The following is an 18,965-nucleotide window of genomic DNA, read 5'->3' on the forward strand; positions in this document are numbered from 1 at the left end:
TCTGACAACGGCCTAACCCATTCAGGATTGTCACTAAAAAACCCACGACCGCCCTGTAATTAGTTCTAGTTTGGATTAGAATTGCGTTGTCCAGCATCGCGAAAAGCCAACAGGGGGACCTGCATGAACAATGAATTCTGGGCAGCAGTGGTAGGGGCAGTTATCGGCGCACTTGCTGGGGGTGGGGTGACTTGGTCATTGCAGCACTTTCAAGGCAAGGCCGACAAAGCCGAGCGGGACAAAGGCCTAGCCCGTTCCCTGATATTTAAGCTCATGCGAATTTCTACCGATTTAGACGGCTTCCGCAAGCACGTAGCGGAGTGCGAGGAAAGGGCCACAGAAACAAAATTGGCGGTCGGCTGGCAGTCACTCCGCGCCATTGCAAATGGCCCTGACAAAGTCGCGTTCACATCGGACGAAATGGGCTACTTGCTCGGCCTAGGAGATTTTTCACTTTTCAACAGGGTACTATCTCTTGATGCAATTCATGCCTCTAGCGTCGACATATTCTCTCTATATGCAAATCGTCGGTTAGAACTTACGAACATGTTACCCGCGCAAATGAATGGGATGGTTGGCGAAGTTGCGTTAAACGATAACGCCTATGCCGTAGTTGCGCCGCGAATGGCAGAACTAGACGACTTATACCAACTTGTGCGGCCGCTGACTCACGATGGGGATTCCCAAGAGCCTGAAAGTCTGAATCTATGACGCCCTGTTCTGGAGGGTAGTTTGATGGGTTCAGCGATCGGCTTGCGTGATGATTATGATGGCGCTGCCTTGAGGCGATTGGCGCGTGCGTCGAAGAGCGCGAACCAGACGCGGCGGCTTTTAGCCTTGGCCGAGATCTACGACGGTGGCAGCCGGACTGCGGCGGCGCGGATCGGCGGGGTGGGTCTGCAGATCGTGCGAGACTGGGTGGTCCGGTTCAATACCCGTGGCCCGGATGGCCTTCTGGATGGCAAGGCACCCGGTCCTCGATCCCGGCTCAATGATATTCAGCGCCGCGCGCTTCTGGAGGTTGTCGAGCGTGGTCCGATCCCGGCGGTGCATGGCGTCGTGCGCTGGCGGCTGATCGATCTGGTGCAGTGGCTTCATGATGAGTTTGCGGTTTCGCTCGATGTGAGCACCGTGTCGCGCGAACTGAAGAAGCTGGGCTACGTCAAGCTCACGGCTCGGCCTCGCCACCATGCCCAGAACGAACTCGCCGCGGAGGCCTTCAAAAAGGGGGTTTTGCCGCCGAGCTGGCAAAGGTCAGAGCAACCCTCCCCAAGGGCACGCCCATAGAGATATGGTTCCAGGACGAAGCGCGGATCGGCCAAAAGAACAAGATCACGCGGCGCTGGGCCAGACGCGGGACCCGGCCATCAGCGCCCAAGGATCAGCGGACGAAATCGGCCTACATCTTCGGCGCGATCTGCCCCGAGCAGGGCAAGGGTGCCGGCCTTGTTCTGCCCTTCTGCAATACAGAGATGATGTCCCTGCATCTTGCCGAAATCTCCCTCGCCGTCGCCCCCGGCGCTCACGCGGTCGTGCTGATGGATCAGGCCGGTTGGCACATGACCGGAAAGCTCATCGTGCCCGACAACATCAGCATCATCGCGCTGCCAGCCAAGTGCCCAGAGCTCAACCCCGTCGAGAACATCTGGCAGTTTATGCGCGACAACTGGCTCTCCAACCGCGTGTTCACCTCCCACGATAACATCGTCGATCACTGCTGCGAGGCGTGGAACAAGCTCACCGATCAGCCATGGCGCATCATGACCATCGGCCGCCGCAAATGGGCCCGTGGGTCATGATCAATGCAGGTTGGTATTAGTTCGCCAAATCCGAGAACGCGTTGTCGAGGATTCCGCCACTGCCCGGCAGGCCTTGGCGGACACTGCTGTTGCCGTAAAAGTGACGTTGGGAGAGAAGTTTGAAGTGGAATTCGTGAAGCCGGACGCCCCTATTGCGGCATAGGCTACTCACAGCCCTTCCCGTCCCCATCGCGGTCCAAGTGCTTCCCGTAGCCCGGTTGGCCCCGATAGACAGGCGCGGCCCCAGCCGCACGGGCTGCTGAACAGTTGGGATAGTAGACCTCTCGCCCACTGCCACCACCGTTCCCGCTACCCCGCAGGCTCTGCTTGGGCACAGAGGTTGCGCCAGCATTAGGCCCCCTGTGACAATGGCGGGTCCCTGTCTTGCGGTCCATGTGGCAACCGTCAGCAGCGAGACCCCCACCGTGGGCACTGAGCGGCGCTGGGCTGCTTATGGCTACAAGCGCAAGGCCTGCCGCTGCCCCTAGCCACCTTGAGACGTTCTGCCTCCACATAGCTCAGAACCTCCGCTGGACGGTGCTAGGATCGTAAGGCTGGCAGGTGCCGACATAGTCGCCCGCCTTCCCTGAGATACTGATAGCGCCAGTCAGCCGATCAATTCGCAGCTTAGGGTTGTTCATCACGTTCACGGCCACAGAGGCAGTGATTTCGTTCTCGCCAATCTTGATGGACTTGATTTTGAACCACCCATCCTCGCCCCCACGAATGACAGGCAGCATGGCGCGAGGCATACGAATGCGCCCTTCGCCTCCCTCAATCCAGAGGTTCACTTGATCGTCAAAAGGAACGCTCCGGTTCCCCACGACATTGGCCGACGCATAGCCGCCATTGCTGTCCCATGCGTTCGCCTGAGCGTAGGTCGCTTTGTTCGCAGCGCCTCCCCCCAAACAGACCAAATCAAAGCGTTTGGAGTCCGACTGGCCAGCGGCTGAAGTCGCCACACATAATGCCAACAGACCAAAGATGGCTCTCGGTTTCATGTTGCCCCCTCGCAATCACTATCGCAGCTATCCGGGGAAGCGGTGACTAAATCGCTAACCGAACAGGAAGCCCCAGCACGTAATTGCGCCAAAGATGAGGGCCACAAATACCATTAAACCGACCGCGAACGCCTCCACGTAGATACCCTTATCGTCTGGGGCGTCTCTGTCTTCCCACTCGCAGCGCATGGCGTTTCGTCTCCTTGGAGGGGCCGGAAGTGGGCGTGGTGTCTCCGTGAGTCAATCGGGTCCGCGTTTCACCCAAAGATCAACATTGATAGCTTGCTATGTAGCCAAGGCCAAATGCCGCCCAAGGGGCTGATATTGCACCGAAATTGCTCTCTTAGAAAAAGGCAATATTTTCAAAGCGTTGCGCACGTGTTGCGCACGTTTTGGAATATACCGCCACATTTAGGAGAGAGACCGCAACAACGCCCTCCGTTCGTCACCCTCTGCAATAAAGGGCCACCATATCCAGAACCGCAACAACATCCTCCGCTCGCCCCCCTCTGGAATAAACAACCACCATATCCAGAGACCGGCACATTTTCGCCGTTTTCGGCACTCCACCGAATAAAACCCCCCCATATCCAGAGCCGCCTGCAACGTGTTGCGTTCGGCGCCTCCGCATTCTCCAATCCCAGACCCAACACCACCACCATGAACAAGCCATCATTCGCGGCCCCAACACGTAAGGGCCGTCCCTCTAACCGTGCGTCCGACGCGGACCCCGCAACTATCGCGGAGTTTGTCGCCAAAGCACTCGAAAACCCTGCAACGCCTCCACCCCCAACGCCTCTCGCCCCTGAGCCGCCGACTGACCGCAAACGCTACAGCGGCGTGTGGCACGACATGACGCCCGAAGAACGAAGCGCCTACGCAAAGAAACTTGCGGCTATGCGCCGCCCTGAGAACATGCGCCGTGCTTACAAGCGCACTCGCGGCCCGAAAGGGTGGAGTGCCGAAGATGCAGCAGCGGCAAAGGTCGCGGCCCGCCTAGCAGCCGAAAGGCTCGTGGAACGCCTAATCGCCAATGGCACCATTCCCCGCTCTGACATTGACGGGGCGAACGCCACTGTCGCCGCCCTTACGCTCCTAGCCGCTCCGGGCGGCGCGAAGGCAGACAAACTAGCAGCCGCACGAAAGTTGCTGCGCCACTACCATGCCGATCTGGCGGGGATGGTATGACAGACCCTCTCTGCCGTTCGTTTCGCCAAGCCCGCGCCATGCGTTTTGAAGCGTTACCCTCGCCCAACCCTGAGCTTGAGAAGCCATGCCAAGTTTGTGTCTCCCATCAGCCGAACACAGACGGGTATCTCCACAAGACTTGGACCGTAGAGGGGCGCAAACTCAAGGAACCCTTTCACCGCTTCATTCTCCGAGCCCATCGGGGGTGGGAGCAATGGCCTGAGGGTCTCGAATGCGACCACCTGTGTCGCCACCGCTTATGCGCTGAGCCCAGCCATCTTCGCCCCCTTGAACGCTCCGAACACAAGAGCGTGACAAACGCCACGCGCTATTCCGAACGGCACAAAGACGCCCGCGACTACTGGCTTGCGACCGGCTGCACCGGCACGGCCTTAGGCGAGCGTTTCAACGTCTCATATTCGTCCGGCTGTCGCTGGATACGCCAGTGGAAGGCGGACTTGCTCGCCTGAGCACCACCTAACCCTTTTGGTCGCCCTGCATTCTGTAGGCGACCCTTTCCCCAATGCCCCCGCACGTCCGACCATGTGCGCACACTATCCCCCGGACGCTGCACCGTGGGGGCAATATCCAATTGGAACCCAAAACACCTATGCCAATCATTGAGATTGAAGGCGTAGGACGTGTTGAAGTTGACGACACGTTCCTATCGCTTCCCCCTGCCCAACAGGACGCTGTTGTGGCTGACATCATGGCCTCTGCCGGTCCCCGTCGCTCGCCTCAGCGCCCTCAGCCTCCGCAGGCCCCTCCCGCTGCCCCTGCCTCCCCCGTGGTGGACACAGGACAGGCAGCTATCGACAACGCAACGCCTCGCCCAGTCGTCTCCAATCCCCACTTTTCAGACGAGTGGCTGGCTCAACAAGAGGCAGCATATCAGCAGCAGCAAGCCGCCAGCGCCCGGCAGGGCCTCACCCCGGACGGCTACCCGCTGGACGAGACGCCCAACGCTGACCGCACGTCTGCATTTGAGGCTGGCGTTCTAGGCTTTGCCGACGCCCTCACTTTCGGCTTTGGCGATGAAATAGACGCTGGGCTGGGGGCATTCATTCCCGGCGATGGTCGCAAGACCGTGTGGGACGGCAATGGCTTTTCCGCCGCATACGACGCCAATGTTCGCTACAATCGAGACTTGTTGGCAGCAGCCCAGGACGAACACCCGTGGGCCTATGGCGCTGGGGCAGTAGGCGGCAGTCTTGTCCCCATTACTGGCGCTGCCGGTGGGGCCGCAAAGGCCGCTGGCGCTCTGGGCAAGCTGAAGTCTGCCGCAAAGACTGGCGCGGTCTACGGCGCTGCATACGGTGCCGGTTCTGACGAAGGCAATCCGCTGGAACGGCTAGACGGTGCCGCCTATGGCGCTGCCACAGGTGCCGTGGGAGGCGTTGCGCTGCATGGTGCTGCGAAGGCCGGGAACGCTGCCCTCAGCCCCGTAGCTCGCAAATTGCTGCCCAAGCTGGCGGACGCCCAATTTGCTCGCGAGCAGGCTGCAAATCCCCACGTCCTTACAGATGCACAGGTTGCCGACGATCTGGACCGGATTGTGCAGACCATGATGGTGGACGGGGCCAAGCGGAAGCTCTCCAAGGGCCAGCATTCCACACTGCTGAATAGGGTCTCAGACTTGGAAGCTAGCTATCTCCCGGCAGACGAGATTAGCACTCTGGACCTCCCCCCTTCCCTCAAGGCCAGCCTGAAGTCCGCAATGGCCCGCCGCCACCTGCTGTCCGACGCTGAGGTCCAGTCGCTACGCGATGGCACCCCAGCCGGTGAAGCGGTAGCGGACGGGATCGAAAAGGCCCGTCGCCTTCGCGCCTATGTTTCCGAAACGTCCGGTAGCAGCAACGGCGTCACCAAAGCCCTCGCGGAAGCTCTCGGCTCTACGGCAGGCTGGAAGGCTGGCGGTCCGCTTGGTGGAGCTATCGGCGGACGGCTGGGCCGCGCGGCTGTCTCTCGCTCCGAAGGGCGAGCAGCACAGGACGCAATTGACCTTGCCGCCAATGCCAAACGCTTCGCCCAGTTGCCCGATGTCGCTACAGCGATGGAAGCAAAGGGACCGACCGACACAGGCGGTCTCTCCCGCGCCATGGCTGAGGCTCTGGACGCCCCCTATCTGGCCAAGGCGAAAGCTGACCGCTTGGAGGCTGAAGGGCGCAAGGTCGCTATTCGCAACGCCCGCGACAATGTCACTCCCTCTGGTGGATGGCGAGGCCTGATTTACGAACGCACGGGCCTACGGCCAGCCGAGCAGGACGCTGGGGCACTAGCCGCCCTCAAGGATGGGGCTATCTCCCCTGCCCAGTTTGAGGCCTACCTTTCGGACCCTTCCAAGCTCACCGCTGGCAATGCAGGCAACGCCCTCATTGACCGGCTGGGGTCCTATGCCGAGAGCGGGAGATTCCCGCGAGACCCCAAGTGGAAGCCTCGCCCCCTGCTGCCTCGTGAAGCTGAGTTGCTCAAGGAACTGGACACGGTTGACCCTGAGCGCATGACCCTGTCCGATGGTGTCCCCATCCGGGATAGCGAGATTCCCGAGGGATACGTGGGCGAGTGGATCACTCCCGCGAACAGGAAGCGGTCAGAGGAAATCAGGGCAGAGCTTGAACGGCTCCGGTCGCCATCCTCGCAGGTCCGCAACCCTCTCGCCTACACGGCCACAGCGAACGCAAATCAGCAGCGTGTGACGGACGCCCTGTCTGCTGTTCGTTCCCGCGAGGGACTGGCGGACACTGACCGGGAGACCATTGCCACCGCTCTGGCGGCTATCGGCAACACGTCCAGCCGCGAGGAAGCCCAAGCCATCGCTACGGACGCCCTAGACCGGCTGGGGCCTGAGCAGCGAGACTATGCTCGGTCTCTGCTGTCTCCACTCGTGGCCCAAATCAGGCACCAAAGGCCCCTACGTCCTATAAGGCGCTAGGAGAGTCACTGAGAGTCGAAACGTCTTTTGCTAGGCCCAGTGCCCGGCAGACCCCTATCGACTCTCAGCAGCCTCCTGAGGGCAAAATAGAGGCATATCAATGACCTCCATCTACCCAGACCGAAAGAACGGCCAGCTCACTGGACGCTATCGCGTTGAGGTCCAGCTTAACGGCCAGCGGAGGCGAGGGCGGGCGAATAGCCTTGCGGACCGCGTGACGCTGGACCGATAGGCGGGGGACTTTTCGTCCTAGAATAGCGTTAGGACAGGATGGGGACGTGCAGATTGCTTTAAGCTCACTTAAGTTCACTAATAGGAGACAGAGAGGATAATCTTATAGGAGACTTAAAGTAGGGCCTGAGTGGAAAAGGAAAGACCCTTCCCAGTCATTGCTTGGGTCTCCCATTCCTGTCTCCCTTCAAGGGTCTCTCAGCAGTCTGTTCAGCCGAAATGCTGCCCTACGTTACCAATCGCCACCCCAAAGCCCTCAGCGATCCGCAGTGCCTCCCCGGTCAGCCTCAGGCGTGTGTCCACCCCCGGCTTTCCTGTCTGGGCAGCGTCACGGCCACGAAAGCCTCCCACACGGTCTAGCATTCCAGCCCGTTCCAAAGCCCCCAGCACCTTCAGGAACTGAGTGCGGCCCACCGTCTCCCCGGTGAAGCTCCCATTGGACAACGGACGGCTACGCCACCCCTCGCCCCACTCGGCCTCTTGTGCCGCAAGCAAACCGGCAAGCAGTGCCTCCACGGCCTTGCGCATGTTCGCGATGCTAGTGGGACGCTGGGGAGGCAGGGAGGGCAACACAATCGTATCCAGCACATGGGAGACGAGAGCCTGTGCCTCAGACGATACCGCCCGCCCATCCAGTCGCAAGACAGGCTGGCGGAGGCGTAGCGCCCGCGACACGTCCGAAAGGCTCAGGTCTCCCATTGCACTCACTCTCAAATATCCAGCATCGCACAGTCACCATGCGGCTCTGTGTTTTTCGCGTCGGCATAACGTGGCGCAACGCTGGCCAGTGCCGCAAGCAACTGTTCGCGGCTCACTGCCACCTGCTCCACCTTGCCCGCTTCATTCTGTTGGGAAAGCACAAGGCCGCCCTCGCCCATGTCGGCAACGCTCAGCAGCCCATAGCCTTCGGCTGCAATCTCAAAATCCAAATGAACCACAAGGCCCCCGTTATTTTCTGTATGGGGCACCATTGCCCCGCCCCATTGATGACACAGAGCCAAGACCCTGTGAATCCATATAATCTATGATTTTCAATTATTTAGTCCACGATTTGGGACATTCACACGCCTGAGAACGAAGGATTTAAGCATGACAGAAGCAAGCTATGAGTGACATCAAAGCAAAGGTGCGACTCGGAAAAATATGGAGGACTGAGCAGAAGAGTATCGCGTCCACCTCTGAGCAATTCTCGATTCGATTGATTCAAAGCCCTGAAAAATAAAACTTCACAACAAAGTTTTTGCCCGGATTCATTTTGAGTCTTGCGCTGCACACCGACCGAGCTTTGACCATGCGTCGCGCCGTGTTGCTCACCTAAATCACCGAGTCTTGACGGTGTAATATATGGTGAATCCAGAATTTAGGGTCTTGCGCCGGATTCCCGGTAAACGCACTATGCCTAGGAGTTGAGAGAAACGGCGGCCCCAAAGGCCTCCGGGACCTTCAACTGGGGACAGGCGGGGGAAAAGTATTTCTCTGCGTAGCCCCGAGTGCCGCTATATTGGCGGTAGGCGATCCGCGCGGGCATCCACCCCTGTGCGGAGGAACGGTGAGCGCGACGGCCTGAGAACCCCGCCCCCCTTCCAAAAGGGAGTGTGCACCGCTCACCGTTCCATGCCGCCATAGTGCCTCAGCAGCGTCGAGCCTGCAATGGCATAGGTTACGAAAATCGTCACAGTGCACAGGTGCCGATCCACTAGTTGGCAGACAGCCGTGCCAATAGGTTTCTCACAGAGCTAGGGTGCCACTTGCCCCCGCGAGGCGTCACGATCCCCCGCACGTTCAATTCGCTGGCGATAGCCTGAAGCGACGTTGCCCCGGTGGCCTGAATATCGGCAATCACAGGCGCAAGGTCCGTCGCCCGCTCGGCAGCGCCAGCCTTCACCGCTTCAATTGCGGCAACATTGCCCTTGGCGGCTCTCCGAAGCGCAGCGGCACCGTTGGGATTGCCCAGTCGCGTCCCCCGCGCCTTGGCGGCTGCAAGCGCCTCAATGGTGCGGCGGGATATGGCCTTGCGCTCAGCCTGTGCGACCGCTGCCATGATATGCACCGTTAGTTCGTTCGCCTCCGGCATGTCAGCAGCAAGGAAGCGCCCGCCGCTGTCCTGAAGGGCGGACAGGAACGCAACGCTACGCGAGAGACGGTCCAGTTTCGCCACCACAAGGGTTGCGCCTGTCACCTTGGCCCTGTGCATCGCTGCCTGAAGTTGGGGCCGGTCGCTACGCTTGCCGCTCTCAACCTCTGTGAACTCTGCCACGATCTGCCAGCCTCGCGAACTGCACAGGCTGGACACTGCCTCGCGCTGGGCTTCAAGCCCCAGCCCTGAGCGCCCCTGCCCCTCAGTTGAAACGCGATAATAGGCGACAACCCTGCACATGCTCTGCCTCATACACAACTGCGTAACGTCCGTTAGTCCGATTTGTATGGAGTGGCAAGCGCAATGTTCAGGCCACCAATCTCCCCACCGTTCGCGCCCAACCGCTCGCCCAGCGCGGACATATGGGAGACAGCGCCGCACGGTAGATCGTAGCCGGGAAGCGTGACGCGGAACGGGAGAGAGTGGGACGGAAGCGGAGGGCAAAGGCGATTGTCTCGCGAGCGGGTCCCCTTTCCGGGTTCGGAGGGTTCCCCCGACGCTTGCGAGCATTCGGTTTTCAAAAGGCAGCTAAAGCGGCGGGTTGTTAGTTGTTGTTTGACAGCCGAGGTTCGCGCCCACCGTGGAAATCTAAAATTGGTAATATTGGGAAGACAAATGCGCCATGGTATAGTCCGGCAACATGTCTAAGATTGACAGGCCGGGAAAGAAACTTGAACGCCTCATCGCGTCCCTTGAGCGCGTATTAGACACAAGCGGCGCAAAGATCGAGGCACCTAGCCGCCGCCTTATTGATCGCGACACGGGGAGGCCCCGCGAACATGACGTCCTAATTATTTGGGATCATGGCCACCATCAAATGGTAACCGCGATTGAATGCCGCGACCGCTCTCGTCCAGTTGGCGTTCCAGATGTAGAGGCATTTGCTCACAAATGCGACCGGACTGGCGCCAATGGCAAAGTAATTGCTTCATCGACAGGTTTCCGCAACACTGCTCGTCGCAAAGCAGATGCCTTGGGCATTCAGTGCATGGACCTCACCGAAGTAGATAGGTTTGACTGGCTCCTCCCTCCGGCACTTGAGCATTTTGTAAGAAAATTTGGCCCAGTAAGTATCCAAATTCATTTCTTTCCAGAGGTGCCGCCTGAGGCAGGAAATATATTGGTCGACAGCGCAGGAAACGAAATTTCTAAGGAGGAATTCCTTAAATCTGCCCTTTCCAGTATCCCCTACTCTGAAAACCCCGAGGCCATCGTCGACAAGACAATTCCCGTCAAGGTCAAAGCAGAATTTTCTGGCTGGAAGATGCGGGACAAAGAGGGAAGGCACTGGGATTTCGACTTTATCGAGATTGCGACCAGCTATGTTACGAAGAAAACGGTTACCCCATTCACACTGCATAAGTACAGTGGCGGAGGAAAAGATTACGACATTGCCAGCGGGGAATTTCCTCCCACTACATTGCCCGGCCATATTGTGGCCATGCGGAACGAAGACCACTCCATCTCGTTCCATATTGTCCCCGACAAGGTAAATCAGCCCGGCAAGAAATAGGCAGCCCCAGCAGCCGCGCAACCCTCGCTTGGACAGTCTGGCACGCCGTTTCCGCGCGGCAAGCTTCAAGGCTATCCAAGGCTCACCCCACCTCTGCCACAATTCGAGTCCCTGTTTAGGACTCACATCGCTATCACGGGTTGCGTAAGGTACAAAAACAGGTACAAAACAGAGCTGAAGCGCAAGGGATAAACCGCAGAAACCCTAGAGTTTTAGGCCTTCTGAGGCCAATCCTCTTCTGGCACCATTTACCTATCCCAAGGTATCCCCAATGTATCGACGAGGTGGCAGGAAACTGCCACTTGTCGTGCCAGTTTGCCGCTGGGCACGCGCACTTGTCTCCCCGTAATTCGCCTAATTTGGGGGTATCATTGGGGGCAAGGAGAAGCGGCTGGCGCGGGGTGCCTGTCCTGAAGCCAGCTTAGCCGAAGCGCGCAAGTGCCCCGATGCCGCCTGCGCCATGATCGAACAAGCGCGCAGGCGCTTGGCAAGCATGGAAAGTGACGCACGAAAAGCTCACATGCCCATAGCCCTCCAGCCGCTTCAAACAGGGCAAATCCCCTAATGATCCAGGAAAATCTTGGCGCTGGCCGTTAGCCGGTCTAGCCTTGCGCGCACCGATTGGGGGACAGTTTCATCAATGGACATCGCGGGCTATCTTTCTGAAATCCGGGCGCTCTATGCCAGCGGACAGTCAACCGAGCATAGCTTCCGGCCCGCTTTGGCTCGGCTGTTCGCATCGATCGATCCCGCGCTGACCGTCATCAATGAACCCAAGCATCTGACCGACGTTGGCGCGCCCGATTTCGTGTTCAATCGCGGGGATGTTGCCATTGGCTGGTGCGAGGCAAAGGACTTGGGCAAAGATGTCCGCAAGTTCGCCTCAACAGACTACAGCAAGGCGCAGAAGGAACGCTACAAGAAGGGCCTGCCCAACCTCATCTACACCAACGGGCTGGATTTCGAGTTTATCCGCGAGAGCGAAGTGCTGGACTTTGTCAGTATCGCAGAACTGGCACCCGGCCTGCCCGCGCGCACTGACAGTTTCGCCATACTCGAAAACCGGCTGCGCGATTTCGCCACCACCACCCCGCTGAGCATCACATCGTCCAAGCGGCTGGCGGAAATGATGGCGGGCAAGGCCGCCATCATCAAGGACATCATGGGCCGCGCTCTGGTGGCGGACTTCAAGGCGCAAGAGGCAGGCAAAGGCATCACGGACCTCGTCGGCCAGTATGAGGCATTCAAGGCGAACTTGATCCACGACATCACGGTCGAGGAATTTGCCGACATCTATGCCGAAACCATTGCCTACGGCCTGTTTGCGGCCCGGCTGCACGATGAATCGCCTGCCACCTTCACCCGTTCCGAAGCGCTGGACCTGCTGCCCAAGTCCAATCCATTCCTGCGCGAATTGTTCATCTACATTGCGGGGCCGAATCTGGACGACCGCCTGCGCCGGGTGATCGATGAATTGTGCAACGTGTTCTGCGCCACAGACATGGCGAAGGTGCTGCGCAATTTCGGGAAAGTATCCGCTAAACAGGATCCCTTCCTGCACTTCTACGAAGTGTTTCTGGCCGAATATAACCCGTCAAAGCGCAAGGCGCGGGGTGTTTGGTATACGCCCGAGCCGGTGGTGAATTTCATCGTCCGTGCGGTGGACGATGTGCTGAAAGGTGAATTCGGGCTGGCGGACGGGCTGGCCGATACCAGCCGCATCACTATCGATTGGGATACCGGCCAGCACGGCAAGGATGGCAAGCCCGCCACGATCAGGAAATCGGTCCACCGGGTGCAGATTCTCGATCCCGCCACCGGCACCGGCACCTTCCTGGCCGAAGTGGTGAAGCTGGTGGCAGAACGCGTGAAAGGCGTCGCCCCCGGCCAATGGTCGAATTATGTCGAACAGGAATTGATCCCCCGCATCCACGGCTTCGAACTGCTGATGGCCAGCTATGCCATGTGCCACATGAAGCTGGACATGATCCTGACCGGGCTTGGCTATAAGCCATCGGCCAACCCGCCCCGCCTTGGCGTCTACCTCACCAATTCGCTGGAGGAAGGCGAGCGGGTGGACCAAACCCTGTTCGGCCTTTCCCGCGCCATTGCCGAGGAAGCCAAGGCCGCCAGCGACATCAAGCGGCAGACCCCCATCATGGTGGTGATCGGCAACCCGCCCTATTCGGGCGAGAGCGAGAACAAAGGCCCTTGGATCATGGGCCTGATGGATGCCTACAAAAAAGAACCCGGCGGCCAGCAAAAACTGCAGGAACGCAATCCCAAATGGATCAATGATGATTACGTGAAGTTCATCCGCTTCGCCGAACACATGATCGAGAAGACCGGCGAAGGTGTGCTGGGGTTCATCACCAATCACGGCTATCTGGATAATCCCACGTTCCGGGGCATGCGCTGGCATTTGATGCGGAGCTTTGACCGGATTTACGTGATCGACCTTCACGGCAATTCGAAGAAGAAAGAGGTCAGCCCTGACGGTTCGCCCGACAAGAACGTGTTCGACATCATGCAGGGTGTGGCCATCATCGTAGCAGTAAAACACAAGCATGAAGGCAAGGCGTCAAAACCGCTGGCGGAAGTCCGCCACGGTGAACTGTGGGGAAGCCGCGAGGCGAAGAGCAATGCGCTTTGGGAAAGCCCGCTGAAAGGGCTGGCCCACACCGTATTGCCACACAAGGCCCCGCAATATCCCTTTTTGGCACGCGATTATGATGTGGAAGAGGAATATTCCAAGGGCTTTTCCGTGGCGGAGCTGATGCCCGTCAACTCTGTGGGTATCGTCACCGCACGAGATGAACTTACAATCGACATGAACCGGGATGCTCTTTGGCAGAGGGTGCTGGATTTTTCGGAGACAGACAGTGAAACTCTGCGCGCCCGTTATGATCTCGGCAAAGATGTTCGTGATTGGACGGTCAGCGGCGCGAAAGCCGATGTGGCAGCAAATTTGTCCCAATCCCGCCTGGTGCCCATCGCTTATCGCCCGTTCGATATCCGCTGGACATTCTACACCGGAAAATCGCGCGGTTTTCAGTGCTATCCTCGAAACGAGGTTATGCGCCATTTGATGAGCGGTGCCAATCTGGCATGCAATTACACCCGCACGGTTGAGGGAGATCGAAAGTTTGCGGATTTCTTCGCTTGCGTCTTCCCCATTACCCATCACACGCTGAGCATCAAAGAGGTCAACGCGTTAGCCCCCCTCTACCTCTACCCCGACGAAGGCACCCTAGACCAATCCATCCGGGTCAACTTCGAACCCAATCTCTACGCCCGCATCCGCGAAGTGGCCGGTCTCTCCGGCCCGTCCACCACGCCCGATGGCAGCGATGCCTTTCGCCGCGCCACGGGCGATGCCCGGCCCGATGAAGTGAAGGTGTTCGATTACATCTATGGCGTGCTGCATTGCCCGGCCTATCGCGCGACCTATGCCGAATTCCTGAAAATCGACTTTCCGCGCATTCCCTTCCCGCCCTCCCCCGAAGTGTTCAGGGCTGTGAGCGAGAAAGGCGAGCAATTGCGCCGCCTGCATCTGATGGAAGATGCGGCCATCGGCGATACGCCCTATCCCTTCGAAGGGGACGGCAGCGGCGAGGTGGAGAAGCCCGCCTTTGCGGAAGGCAAGGTGTGGATCAATTCTCACCAGTATTTTGGCCATGTGCCCGCCATCGCATGGGAATTCCACATCGGCGGCTATCAGCCCGCGCAGAAATGGCTGAAAGACCGCAAGGGCCGAACGCTCGGCTGGGACGACATCCGCCACTACCAGAAAATCATCAAAATCCTGACCGAGACGGACCGGATCATGAAGGAAATCGAGCTGCCGCTGGACTAACACGACCGGCAGCACAGGGCAGGCCGGAAGCGTGGACTTCTTGCATTGCAGGCAGGCCATTCGAGGGAAAGAAATGACAAAAATCTGGGGCATACACATGCCGGAATGGGTGGGCGATGATCCCATAGAGCACGGCTATGCCTGTGTCGGCTGGCCGCATGTAGGCGATATCTTCGCCCTCCCGCCCAATCGCGAGACATACAAATCCGCATTGGCCGAAACCTATCCAGACAAGAAGCCCGGCTCCATCCCGGTCGATGCCGGAACCCTGTTTCGTTTCGCCCATGAAATTCAGTCTGGCGACCTCATCATCTATCCGTCCAAGCACAACCGCATGGTGAACCTTGGACGCGCCACCGGGAAAAAATGGCATGCCCCCAACGATGCAAAGGGCGACGATGATCTGCCGAACTTCATCGGCGTGGAATGGATAGGGCATTTCCCCCGGAGCAATTTCACCCAAGCCGCGCTCAATGAAATCGGCTCTTTCATTACCCTGTTCCGGGTTCGGGAGCACGCCGCTGAGTTCATCGCCAAGGTCGACCCCAGTCAGGCCGCAAAGCAGAGCGAACCCGCCGACGAGGAGGCCGTCCCCGACGATGTCGCCTCGCAGAACGCGTCGCAGCTGGCGGAAGAGAACACCCAGGACTTCGTTATCCGTCGGCTCCATTCGGGGCTGACCGGTTACGAGTTCGAGCATTTCACAGCGCATTTGATGGAATGCATGGGCTACACCGCGCGCGTTTCCGAAAAGTCCGGCGATGGCGGCGTGGATGTTATCGCACATACGGACGAACTGGGTTTCCAGCCGCCCATCATCAAAATCCAGTGCAAGCGCCAGACATCACAGGTTGGCGAGCCGGAAGTGAGCCAATTGCTCGGCACACTTGGCGAAGGTGAATTCGCGCTCTTCGTGACGCTCGGCTCCTACTCTCGCCAAGCGCGAGTGCGGGAGAGAAATACGCCGCGCCTTCGACTGCTTGATGGCGAAGAACTGGTCGAACTTATCCTTGAGCACTATTCGCAGCTTTCGCCGCGCTATCGGACAATGATTCCTCTCAAGCAGATTTATGTCCCCGATTTGATTGGGGATTAATGCGCGTTCCAGATGGCAGTCACAATGGGCCGCCTCGCGGCGTTTGGGGAACGAATGAAATAGGGGAACCTAGTCCACATGCGGGCATCATTGGGGGCAAGCGGAAGCGGCTGGCGCGGGGTGCCTGTCCTGAAGTCAGCTTAGCCGAAATGCGGCCGCCTGCGCCATGATCGAACAGAAACCGTTCCAAATCCCGGATCGGCAGGAACCTCGCTTCGGCGGGGTTTTTGGCTTTAAGGCCGGGATTGCGGGTATAAAAAACTCGTAGGCCCCCTGCCTCAATTACCGTGCTAGATCGGGCGAATGGTCGATTTGACACAGCGGCAACGTTTCATCGGGTATTTCCGCGATGGGAACGCAGTGGCGGGCGATGTGATGATATTCTCGCTCGCCACCGCAGGCACTTACCTTGCCCAGTCGTGGGAACGGCCGATCAGTGCCGTGCTGATCTATCTGGTGGGAGTGATGGCCATCGGTGCCCGCTCCGGCCTCACCTGGGGGCTGGCGGCGGCGCTTTCCGCCTCGCTGGTCTATAATTTCTTTCTGAGCGAGCCGGTCTTCAGTTTCAGCACCCCTTCAGCGGACGAATGGATCCCGTTGATCGCCTTCAATGCCAGCGCGATCCTTTCTGGCGCAATGGCCGGGCGGCTGAAGGACAGCGTGAAGCTGGCTCGCAGCGCGGAGGAAAAGAGCGCCCATTTGCTAAGGCTTAGCGACGAATTGCAGCGCGCCATCACGGTGGACGACGTAGCCCGAATTGCCCGGCGCAGCCTGCCCTTCGGGCGCCTGCTCGATCTGGAAATCACGCTAGCGCGCGATGTCGACATGAGTACCGCCATGATCGACCCTGCCCTGCCCGACACCGGCTTCCGCATCCTGCCCCTGATCGGTGCGGAAGGGATCATCGGGACGGTCCGCTTCGAACTGGACCGGCGGCCCAATATCCCGATCATCCTGCCGGACCTGCAAGGCATCGCAATCATTCTGGGCCTTGCCATCGACCGGTGCCAGTTGCTGGAACGCCTTTCCGAGAGCGCCGCACTGCAAAAATCCGAGGAACTGAAGACGGCGATTCTTTCATCCGTCTCGCACGATCTGCGCACACCGCTGACCGCAATCGAGGCCGCCGCCACCAGCCTGCGATCCTTCGACAAAAGCCTGACGCCGAGCGACCGCGAGAAGATGCTGGATACGATCAGCCAGCAATGCCGCAAGCTGAACCGCTACACCGCCAATCTGCTCGACATGGGCCGTATTCAGGCGGGCATTCCGGATTTCCTGTTCATCGAAGTGGACGTGATCGAGATACTGGGCGTGGTGCTTGGCGCCATTCGCGAGGCCTATCCCGGGCAGGAGATCGAGAAGCAGATTCAGCTGGATACCGCAGTGGTCAAGGCCAACCCCGCCATGCTGGAACAGGTGATCTTCAACCTGATCGAGAATGCCATTCTCCACGGGGCTAGCATCCGGCCAATCTATGTCGTGATTACCAGCGCGGCGGGGAATTGCGTGTTGGAAATCGTGGATTTCGGCCCCGGCATCACGCTGGATGAGCAGCCGCTGGTGTTCAACAAGTTTTACCGTTCCCGCACCTCCGCACACCGGGAGGGCAACGGGCTGGGTCTGCACATCGCCAATGGCTTTGCCGAGGCCTTCGGCGGCACTATCCGCATCGTCAGCCCGCATTTCGAAGGGCACGGCACGAAGATCGCGGTGGAACTGCCGCTAGCCGATGTCGCACTGGACCGGGTCGGCACATGGGGATGAACATTCTGCTGGTGGATGACGAGCCGGCCATCGTCACGGCGCTCAGCCCGGTTCTGCAATCGCAGGGCTATTTCATCACCTCTGCCCCTTCCGCCGCCAGCGCGCTGAAGACGGCCGAGATGATGCAATTCGATCTGGTACTGCTCGACCTCGGCCTGCCCGACGCGGATGGGGTGGAAATCATCGGCAAGCTGAAGCAGCTGTGCCACGCCGTGATCATCCTTTCCGCGCGCCATCAGGAAACGGAAAAGGTCCGCGCGCTGGACGAAGGGGCGGACGATTACGTCAACAAGCCCTTCGGCATCGAGGAACTGCTGGCCCGTATCCGCGCGGCTGGCCGCCGGACCGGCATCGGCAATGCGGGCAATGCCGCCCGCTTTGCCTCACGCGAACTGTTGGTGGATTTCGCAACGCGCGAAGTGCGGCTGCTGGGGGAGGACATCCGCCTTTCCCCCAAGGAATTCGCTCTGCTGGAAACCCTGTGCCGCCATGCCGGGCAGGTGGTGACGCATCGCAAACTGCTGATCGCCGGGTGGAACGATCCCCATGCGGACAGCCAATATCTGCGCAGCTATGTCGCCCTGCTGCGCCAGAAGCTGGAATATGATGCCTCGGAACCGCAACTGATTCTGACCGAGCCGGGCGTAGGCTACAGGCTGGGTGCGACGCCGCTGACGGACTGAACGCAGCCCGACATCCGCCCGTGTAAAAAAGCCATGGTAACGCGCTGCGGCGCCCGGGCCTAACCTGCCGTCGGAAACTGGCCGCACCACGCAACACCGGTCTGGCCGGACATGGAGAAAACGCATGAAGAACGCCATTCGCCTTGGCCTGATCCTCGCCGCGACCACCGGCCTTGCCGCCTGTTCGAAGAAGGCCACTGTCGAAGACCTGCCGCCGCCACCCGCCACGGTAGCCACAGCGGCGCCCACGCCCACCCCTGCACAACCGGCTGGCCCGGTTCCGGGCAGCAATGCGGACTTCATGGCGCATATGCAGGGCCGCAACGTTGTCTATTTCGACACGGACAAGTTCGACATCGACGCAACCGACATGGCCGCCCTGCGCGCTCAGGCGGAATGGCTGAAGCGTTACCCGGCCAAGCGCGCCACTATCGAAGGCCATTGCGACGAACGCGGCACGCGCGATTACAATATCGCGCTGGGCGAACGCCGCGCTAATGCGGCCAAGAACTATCTGGTCAGCATCGGTGTCGACGCTTCGCGCCTGTCCGTTGTCAGCTATGGCAAGGAACGCCCGGTCGCGCTCGGTTCGAACGAAGCGGCATGGGCGCAGAACCGCCGCGCTGCCACGATCACGATCGACTGACCTTACGTCTCACCGAGATTGGCAGGCCTTCACCCTCGCCCCTCGCGGGTGGAGGCCAGTGGATCAAAATGGGGCCGGTGCTTCGCGCACCGGCCCCATGGTTTTTCTGAGACAAG

16 protein-coding genes are annotated in these 18,965 nt (G+C 59.4%); 11 read left to right on the forward strand and 5 right to left on the reverse strand.

All coding sequences use genetic code 11. The features are described from left to right. The first annotated feature begins 123 nt into the window (after positions 1 to 123). Together SZ64_RS09300 and SZ64_RS18250 are read left to right on the forward strand one after the other, a co-directional pair. On the forward strand, positions 124 to 711 hold the full coding sequence (locus SZ64_RS09300) for a hypothetical protein (RefSeq protein ID WP_054530565.1): 588 nt from the start codon (positions 124 to 126) through the stop codon (positions 709 to 711). A 24-nt stretch (positions 712 to 735) separates the two neighbouring features. Continuing rightward, a protein-coding gene (locus SZ64_RS18250) for an IS630 family transposase (RefSeq protein WP_193391501.1) occupies positions 736 to 1,799 on the forward strand; the annotation gives its coding sequence in 2 pieces (ribosomal slippage) (positions 736 to 1,227 and positions 1,230 to 1,799; 1,062 coding nt in all). A 164-nt stretch (positions 1,800 to 1,963) separates the two neighbouring features. On the opposite strand, the gene SZ64_RS18255 is transcribed toward SZ64_RS18250, so the two are convergent. Next, positions 1,964 to 2,314 carry an excalibur calcium-binding domain-containing protein gene (locus SZ64_RS18255; RefSeq protein ID WP_082384500.1) on the reverse strand — a complete coding sequence of 117 codons (351 nt, stop codon included), beginning with the start codon at positions 2,312 to 2,314 and terminating at the stop codon, positions 1,964 to 1,966. A 3-nt stretch (positions 2,315 to 2,317) separates the two neighbouring features. Next, positions 2,318 to 2,800, reverse strand: coding sequence for a hypothetical protein (locus SZ64_RS09315; protein ID WP_054530566.1), 483 nt, complete (start codon positions 2,798 to 2,800; stop codon positions 2,318 to 2,320). 897 nt (positions 2,801 to 3,697) lie between these two features. Here SZ64_RS09315 and SZ64_RS09320 point away from each other — a divergent pair. From SZ64_RS09320 to SZ64_RS09325, 3 genes are all read left to right on the forward strand, one after another. Next, positions 3,698 to 3,988 (forward strand): hypothetical protein, encoded by a 291-nt coding sequence (locus SZ64_RS09320; RefSeq protein WP_162225098.1) that lies wholly within the window; start codon positions 3,698 to 3,700, stop codon positions 3,986 to 3,988. A gap of 311 nt (positions 3,989 to 4,299) precedes the next feature. Next, entirely contained in the window at positions 4,300 to 4,458 is a 159-nt protein-coding gene (locus SZ64_RS18920; RefSeq protein ID WP_241773016.1) for a hypothetical protein, read from the forward strand. A 317-nt stretch (positions 4,459 to 4,775) separates the two neighbouring features. Next, the gene (locus SZ64_RS09325) at positions 4,776 to 6,920 is read left to right on the forward strand and encodes a hypothetical protein (RefSeq protein ID WP_156313594.1); all 2,145 of its coding nucleotides are present in this window, start codon (positions 4,776 to 4,778) and stop codon (positions 6,918 to 6,920) included. 441 nt (positions 6,921 to 7,361) lie between these two features. Here SZ64_RS09325 and SZ64_RS09330 read toward each other — a convergent pair whose 3' ends face one another. The 3 genes from SZ64_RS09330 to SZ64_RS09340 all read right to left on the reverse strand — a co-directional run bounded on the left by SZ64_RS09330 (position 7,362) and on the right by SZ64_RS09340 (position 9,528). Further along, positions 7,362 to 7,859 carry a hypothetical protein gene (locus SZ64_RS09330; RefSeq protein WP_156313595.1) on the reverse strand — a complete coding sequence of 166 codons (498 nt, stop codon included), beginning with the start codon at positions 7,857 to 7,859 and terminating at the stop codon, positions 7,362 to 7,364. A gap of 2 nt (positions 7,860 to 7,861) precedes the next feature. Next, positions 7,862 to 8,122 carry a hypothetical protein gene (locus SZ64_RS09335; protein ID WP_156313596.1) on the reverse strand — a complete coding sequence of 87 codons (261 nt, stop codon included), beginning with the start codon at positions 8,120 to 8,122 and terminating at the stop codon, positions 7,862 to 7,864. Between the two features lie 725 nt (positions 8,123 to 8,847). Then, a complete protein-coding gene (locus tag SZ64_RS09340) occupies positions 8,848 to 9,528 on the reverse strand; it encodes a recombinase family protein (RefSeq protein WP_082384735.1) in 681 nt (226 codons plus the stop codon). 400 nt (positions 9,529 to 9,928) lie between these two features. On the opposite strand from SZ64_RS09340, the gene SZ64_RS18260 reads away from it, so the two are divergent. From SZ64_RS18260 to pal, 6 genes are all read left to right on the forward strand, one after another. Beyond that, positions 9,929 to 10,801, forward strand: coding sequence for a restriction endonuclease (locus SZ64_RS18260; protein WP_082384501.1), 873 nt, complete (start codon positions 9,929 to 9,931; stop codon positions 10,799 to 10,801). A 640-nt stretch (positions 10,802 to 11,441) separates the two neighbouring features. Next, a complete protein-coding gene (locus tag SZ64_RS09350; protein ID WP_054530573.1) occupies positions 11,442 to 14,657 on the forward strand; it encodes a type ISP restriction/modification enzyme in 3,216 nt (1,071 codons plus the stop codon). A gap of 73 nt (positions 14,658 to 14,730) precedes the next feature. After that, entirely contained in the window at positions 14,731 to 15,753 is a 1,023-nt protein-coding gene (locus SZ64_RS09355) for a restriction endonuclease (protein ID WP_054530574.1), read from the forward strand. Between the two features lie 303 nt (positions 15,754 to 16,056). Beyond that, complete coding sequence (locus SZ64_RS09360; protein WP_054530575.1) at positions 16,057 to 17,520, forward strand: ATP-binding protein; 1,464 nt, start codon at positions 16,057 to 16,059, stop codon at positions 17,518 to 17,520. Continuing rightward, positions 17,511 to 18,203 (forward strand): response regulator transcription factor, encoded by a 693-nt coding sequence (locus tag SZ64_RS09365; RefSeq protein WP_054530576.1) that lies wholly within the window; start codon positions 17,511 to 17,513, stop codon positions 18,201 to 18,203. Before SZ64_RS09360 ends, SZ64_RS09365 begins: the two co-directional genes overlap by 10 nt. Before the next feature lie 124 nt (positions 18,204 to 18,327). Further along, positions 18,328 to 18,849: a peptidoglycan-associated lipoprotein Pal gene (pal, locus tag SZ64_RS09370; RefSeq protein WP_054530577.1), complete on the forward strand. Its 522-nt coding sequence runs from the start codon at positions 18,328 to 18,330 to the stop codon at positions 18,847 to 18,849. The last annotated feature ends 116 nt before the right edge of the window (positions 18,850 to 18,965 follow it).

It is taken from the genome of Erythrobacter sp. SG61-1L (assembly GCF_001305965.1).
GTDB lineage: Bacteria > Pseudomonadota > Alphaproteobacteria > Sphingomonadales > Sphingomonadaceae > Andeanibacterium.

Coding starts and splice junctions, on each gene's coding strand:
- SZ64_RS09335 (WP_156313596.1), bottom strand. CDS start 8,122: ATGGTGCCCCATACAGAAAATAACGGGGGCCTTGTGGTTCATTTGGAT.
- SZ64_RS09300 (WP_054530565.1), top strand. CDS start 124: ATGAACAATGAATTCTGGGCAGCAGTGGTAGGGGCAGTTATCGGCGCA.
- SZ64_RS09365 (WP_054530576.1), top strand. CDS start 17,511: ATGGGGATGAACATTCTGCTGGTGGATGACGAGCCGGCCATCGTCACG.
- SZ64_RS09320 (WP_162225098.1), top strand. CDS start 3,698: ATGCGCCGCCCTGAGAACATGCGCCGTGCTTACAAGCGCACTCGCGGC.
- SZ64_RS09340 (WP_082384735.1), bottom strand. CDS start 9,528: ATGTGCAGGGTTGTCGCCTATTATCGCGTTTCAACTGAGGGGCAGGGG.
- SZ64_RS18255 (WP_082384500.1), bottom strand. CDS start 2,314: ATGTGGAGGCAGAACGTCTCAAGGTGGCTAGGGGCAGCGGCAGGCCTT.
- pal (WP_054530577.1), top strand. CDS start 18,328: ATGAAGAACGCCATTCGCCTTGGCCTGATCCTCGCCGCGACCACCGGC.
- SZ64_RS09315 (WP_054530566.1), bottom strand. CDS start 2,800: ATGAAACCGAGAGCCATCTTTGGTCTGTTGGCATTATGTGTGGCGACT.
- SZ64_RS09350 (WP_054530573.1), top strand. CDS start 11,442: ATGGACATCGCGGGCTATCTTTCTGAAATCCGGGCGCTCTATGCCAGC.
- SZ64_RS09355 (WP_054530574.1), top strand. CDS start 14,731: ATGACAAAAATCTGGGGCATACACATGCCGGAATGGGTGGGCGATGAT.
- SZ64_RS09360 (WP_054530575.1), top strand. CDS start 16,057: ATGGTCGATTTGACACAGCGGCAACGTTTCATCGGGTATTTCCGCGAT.
- SZ64_RS18260 (WP_082384501.1), top strand. CDS start 9,929: ATGTCTAAGATTGACAGGCCGGGAAAGAAACTTGAACGCCTCATCGCG.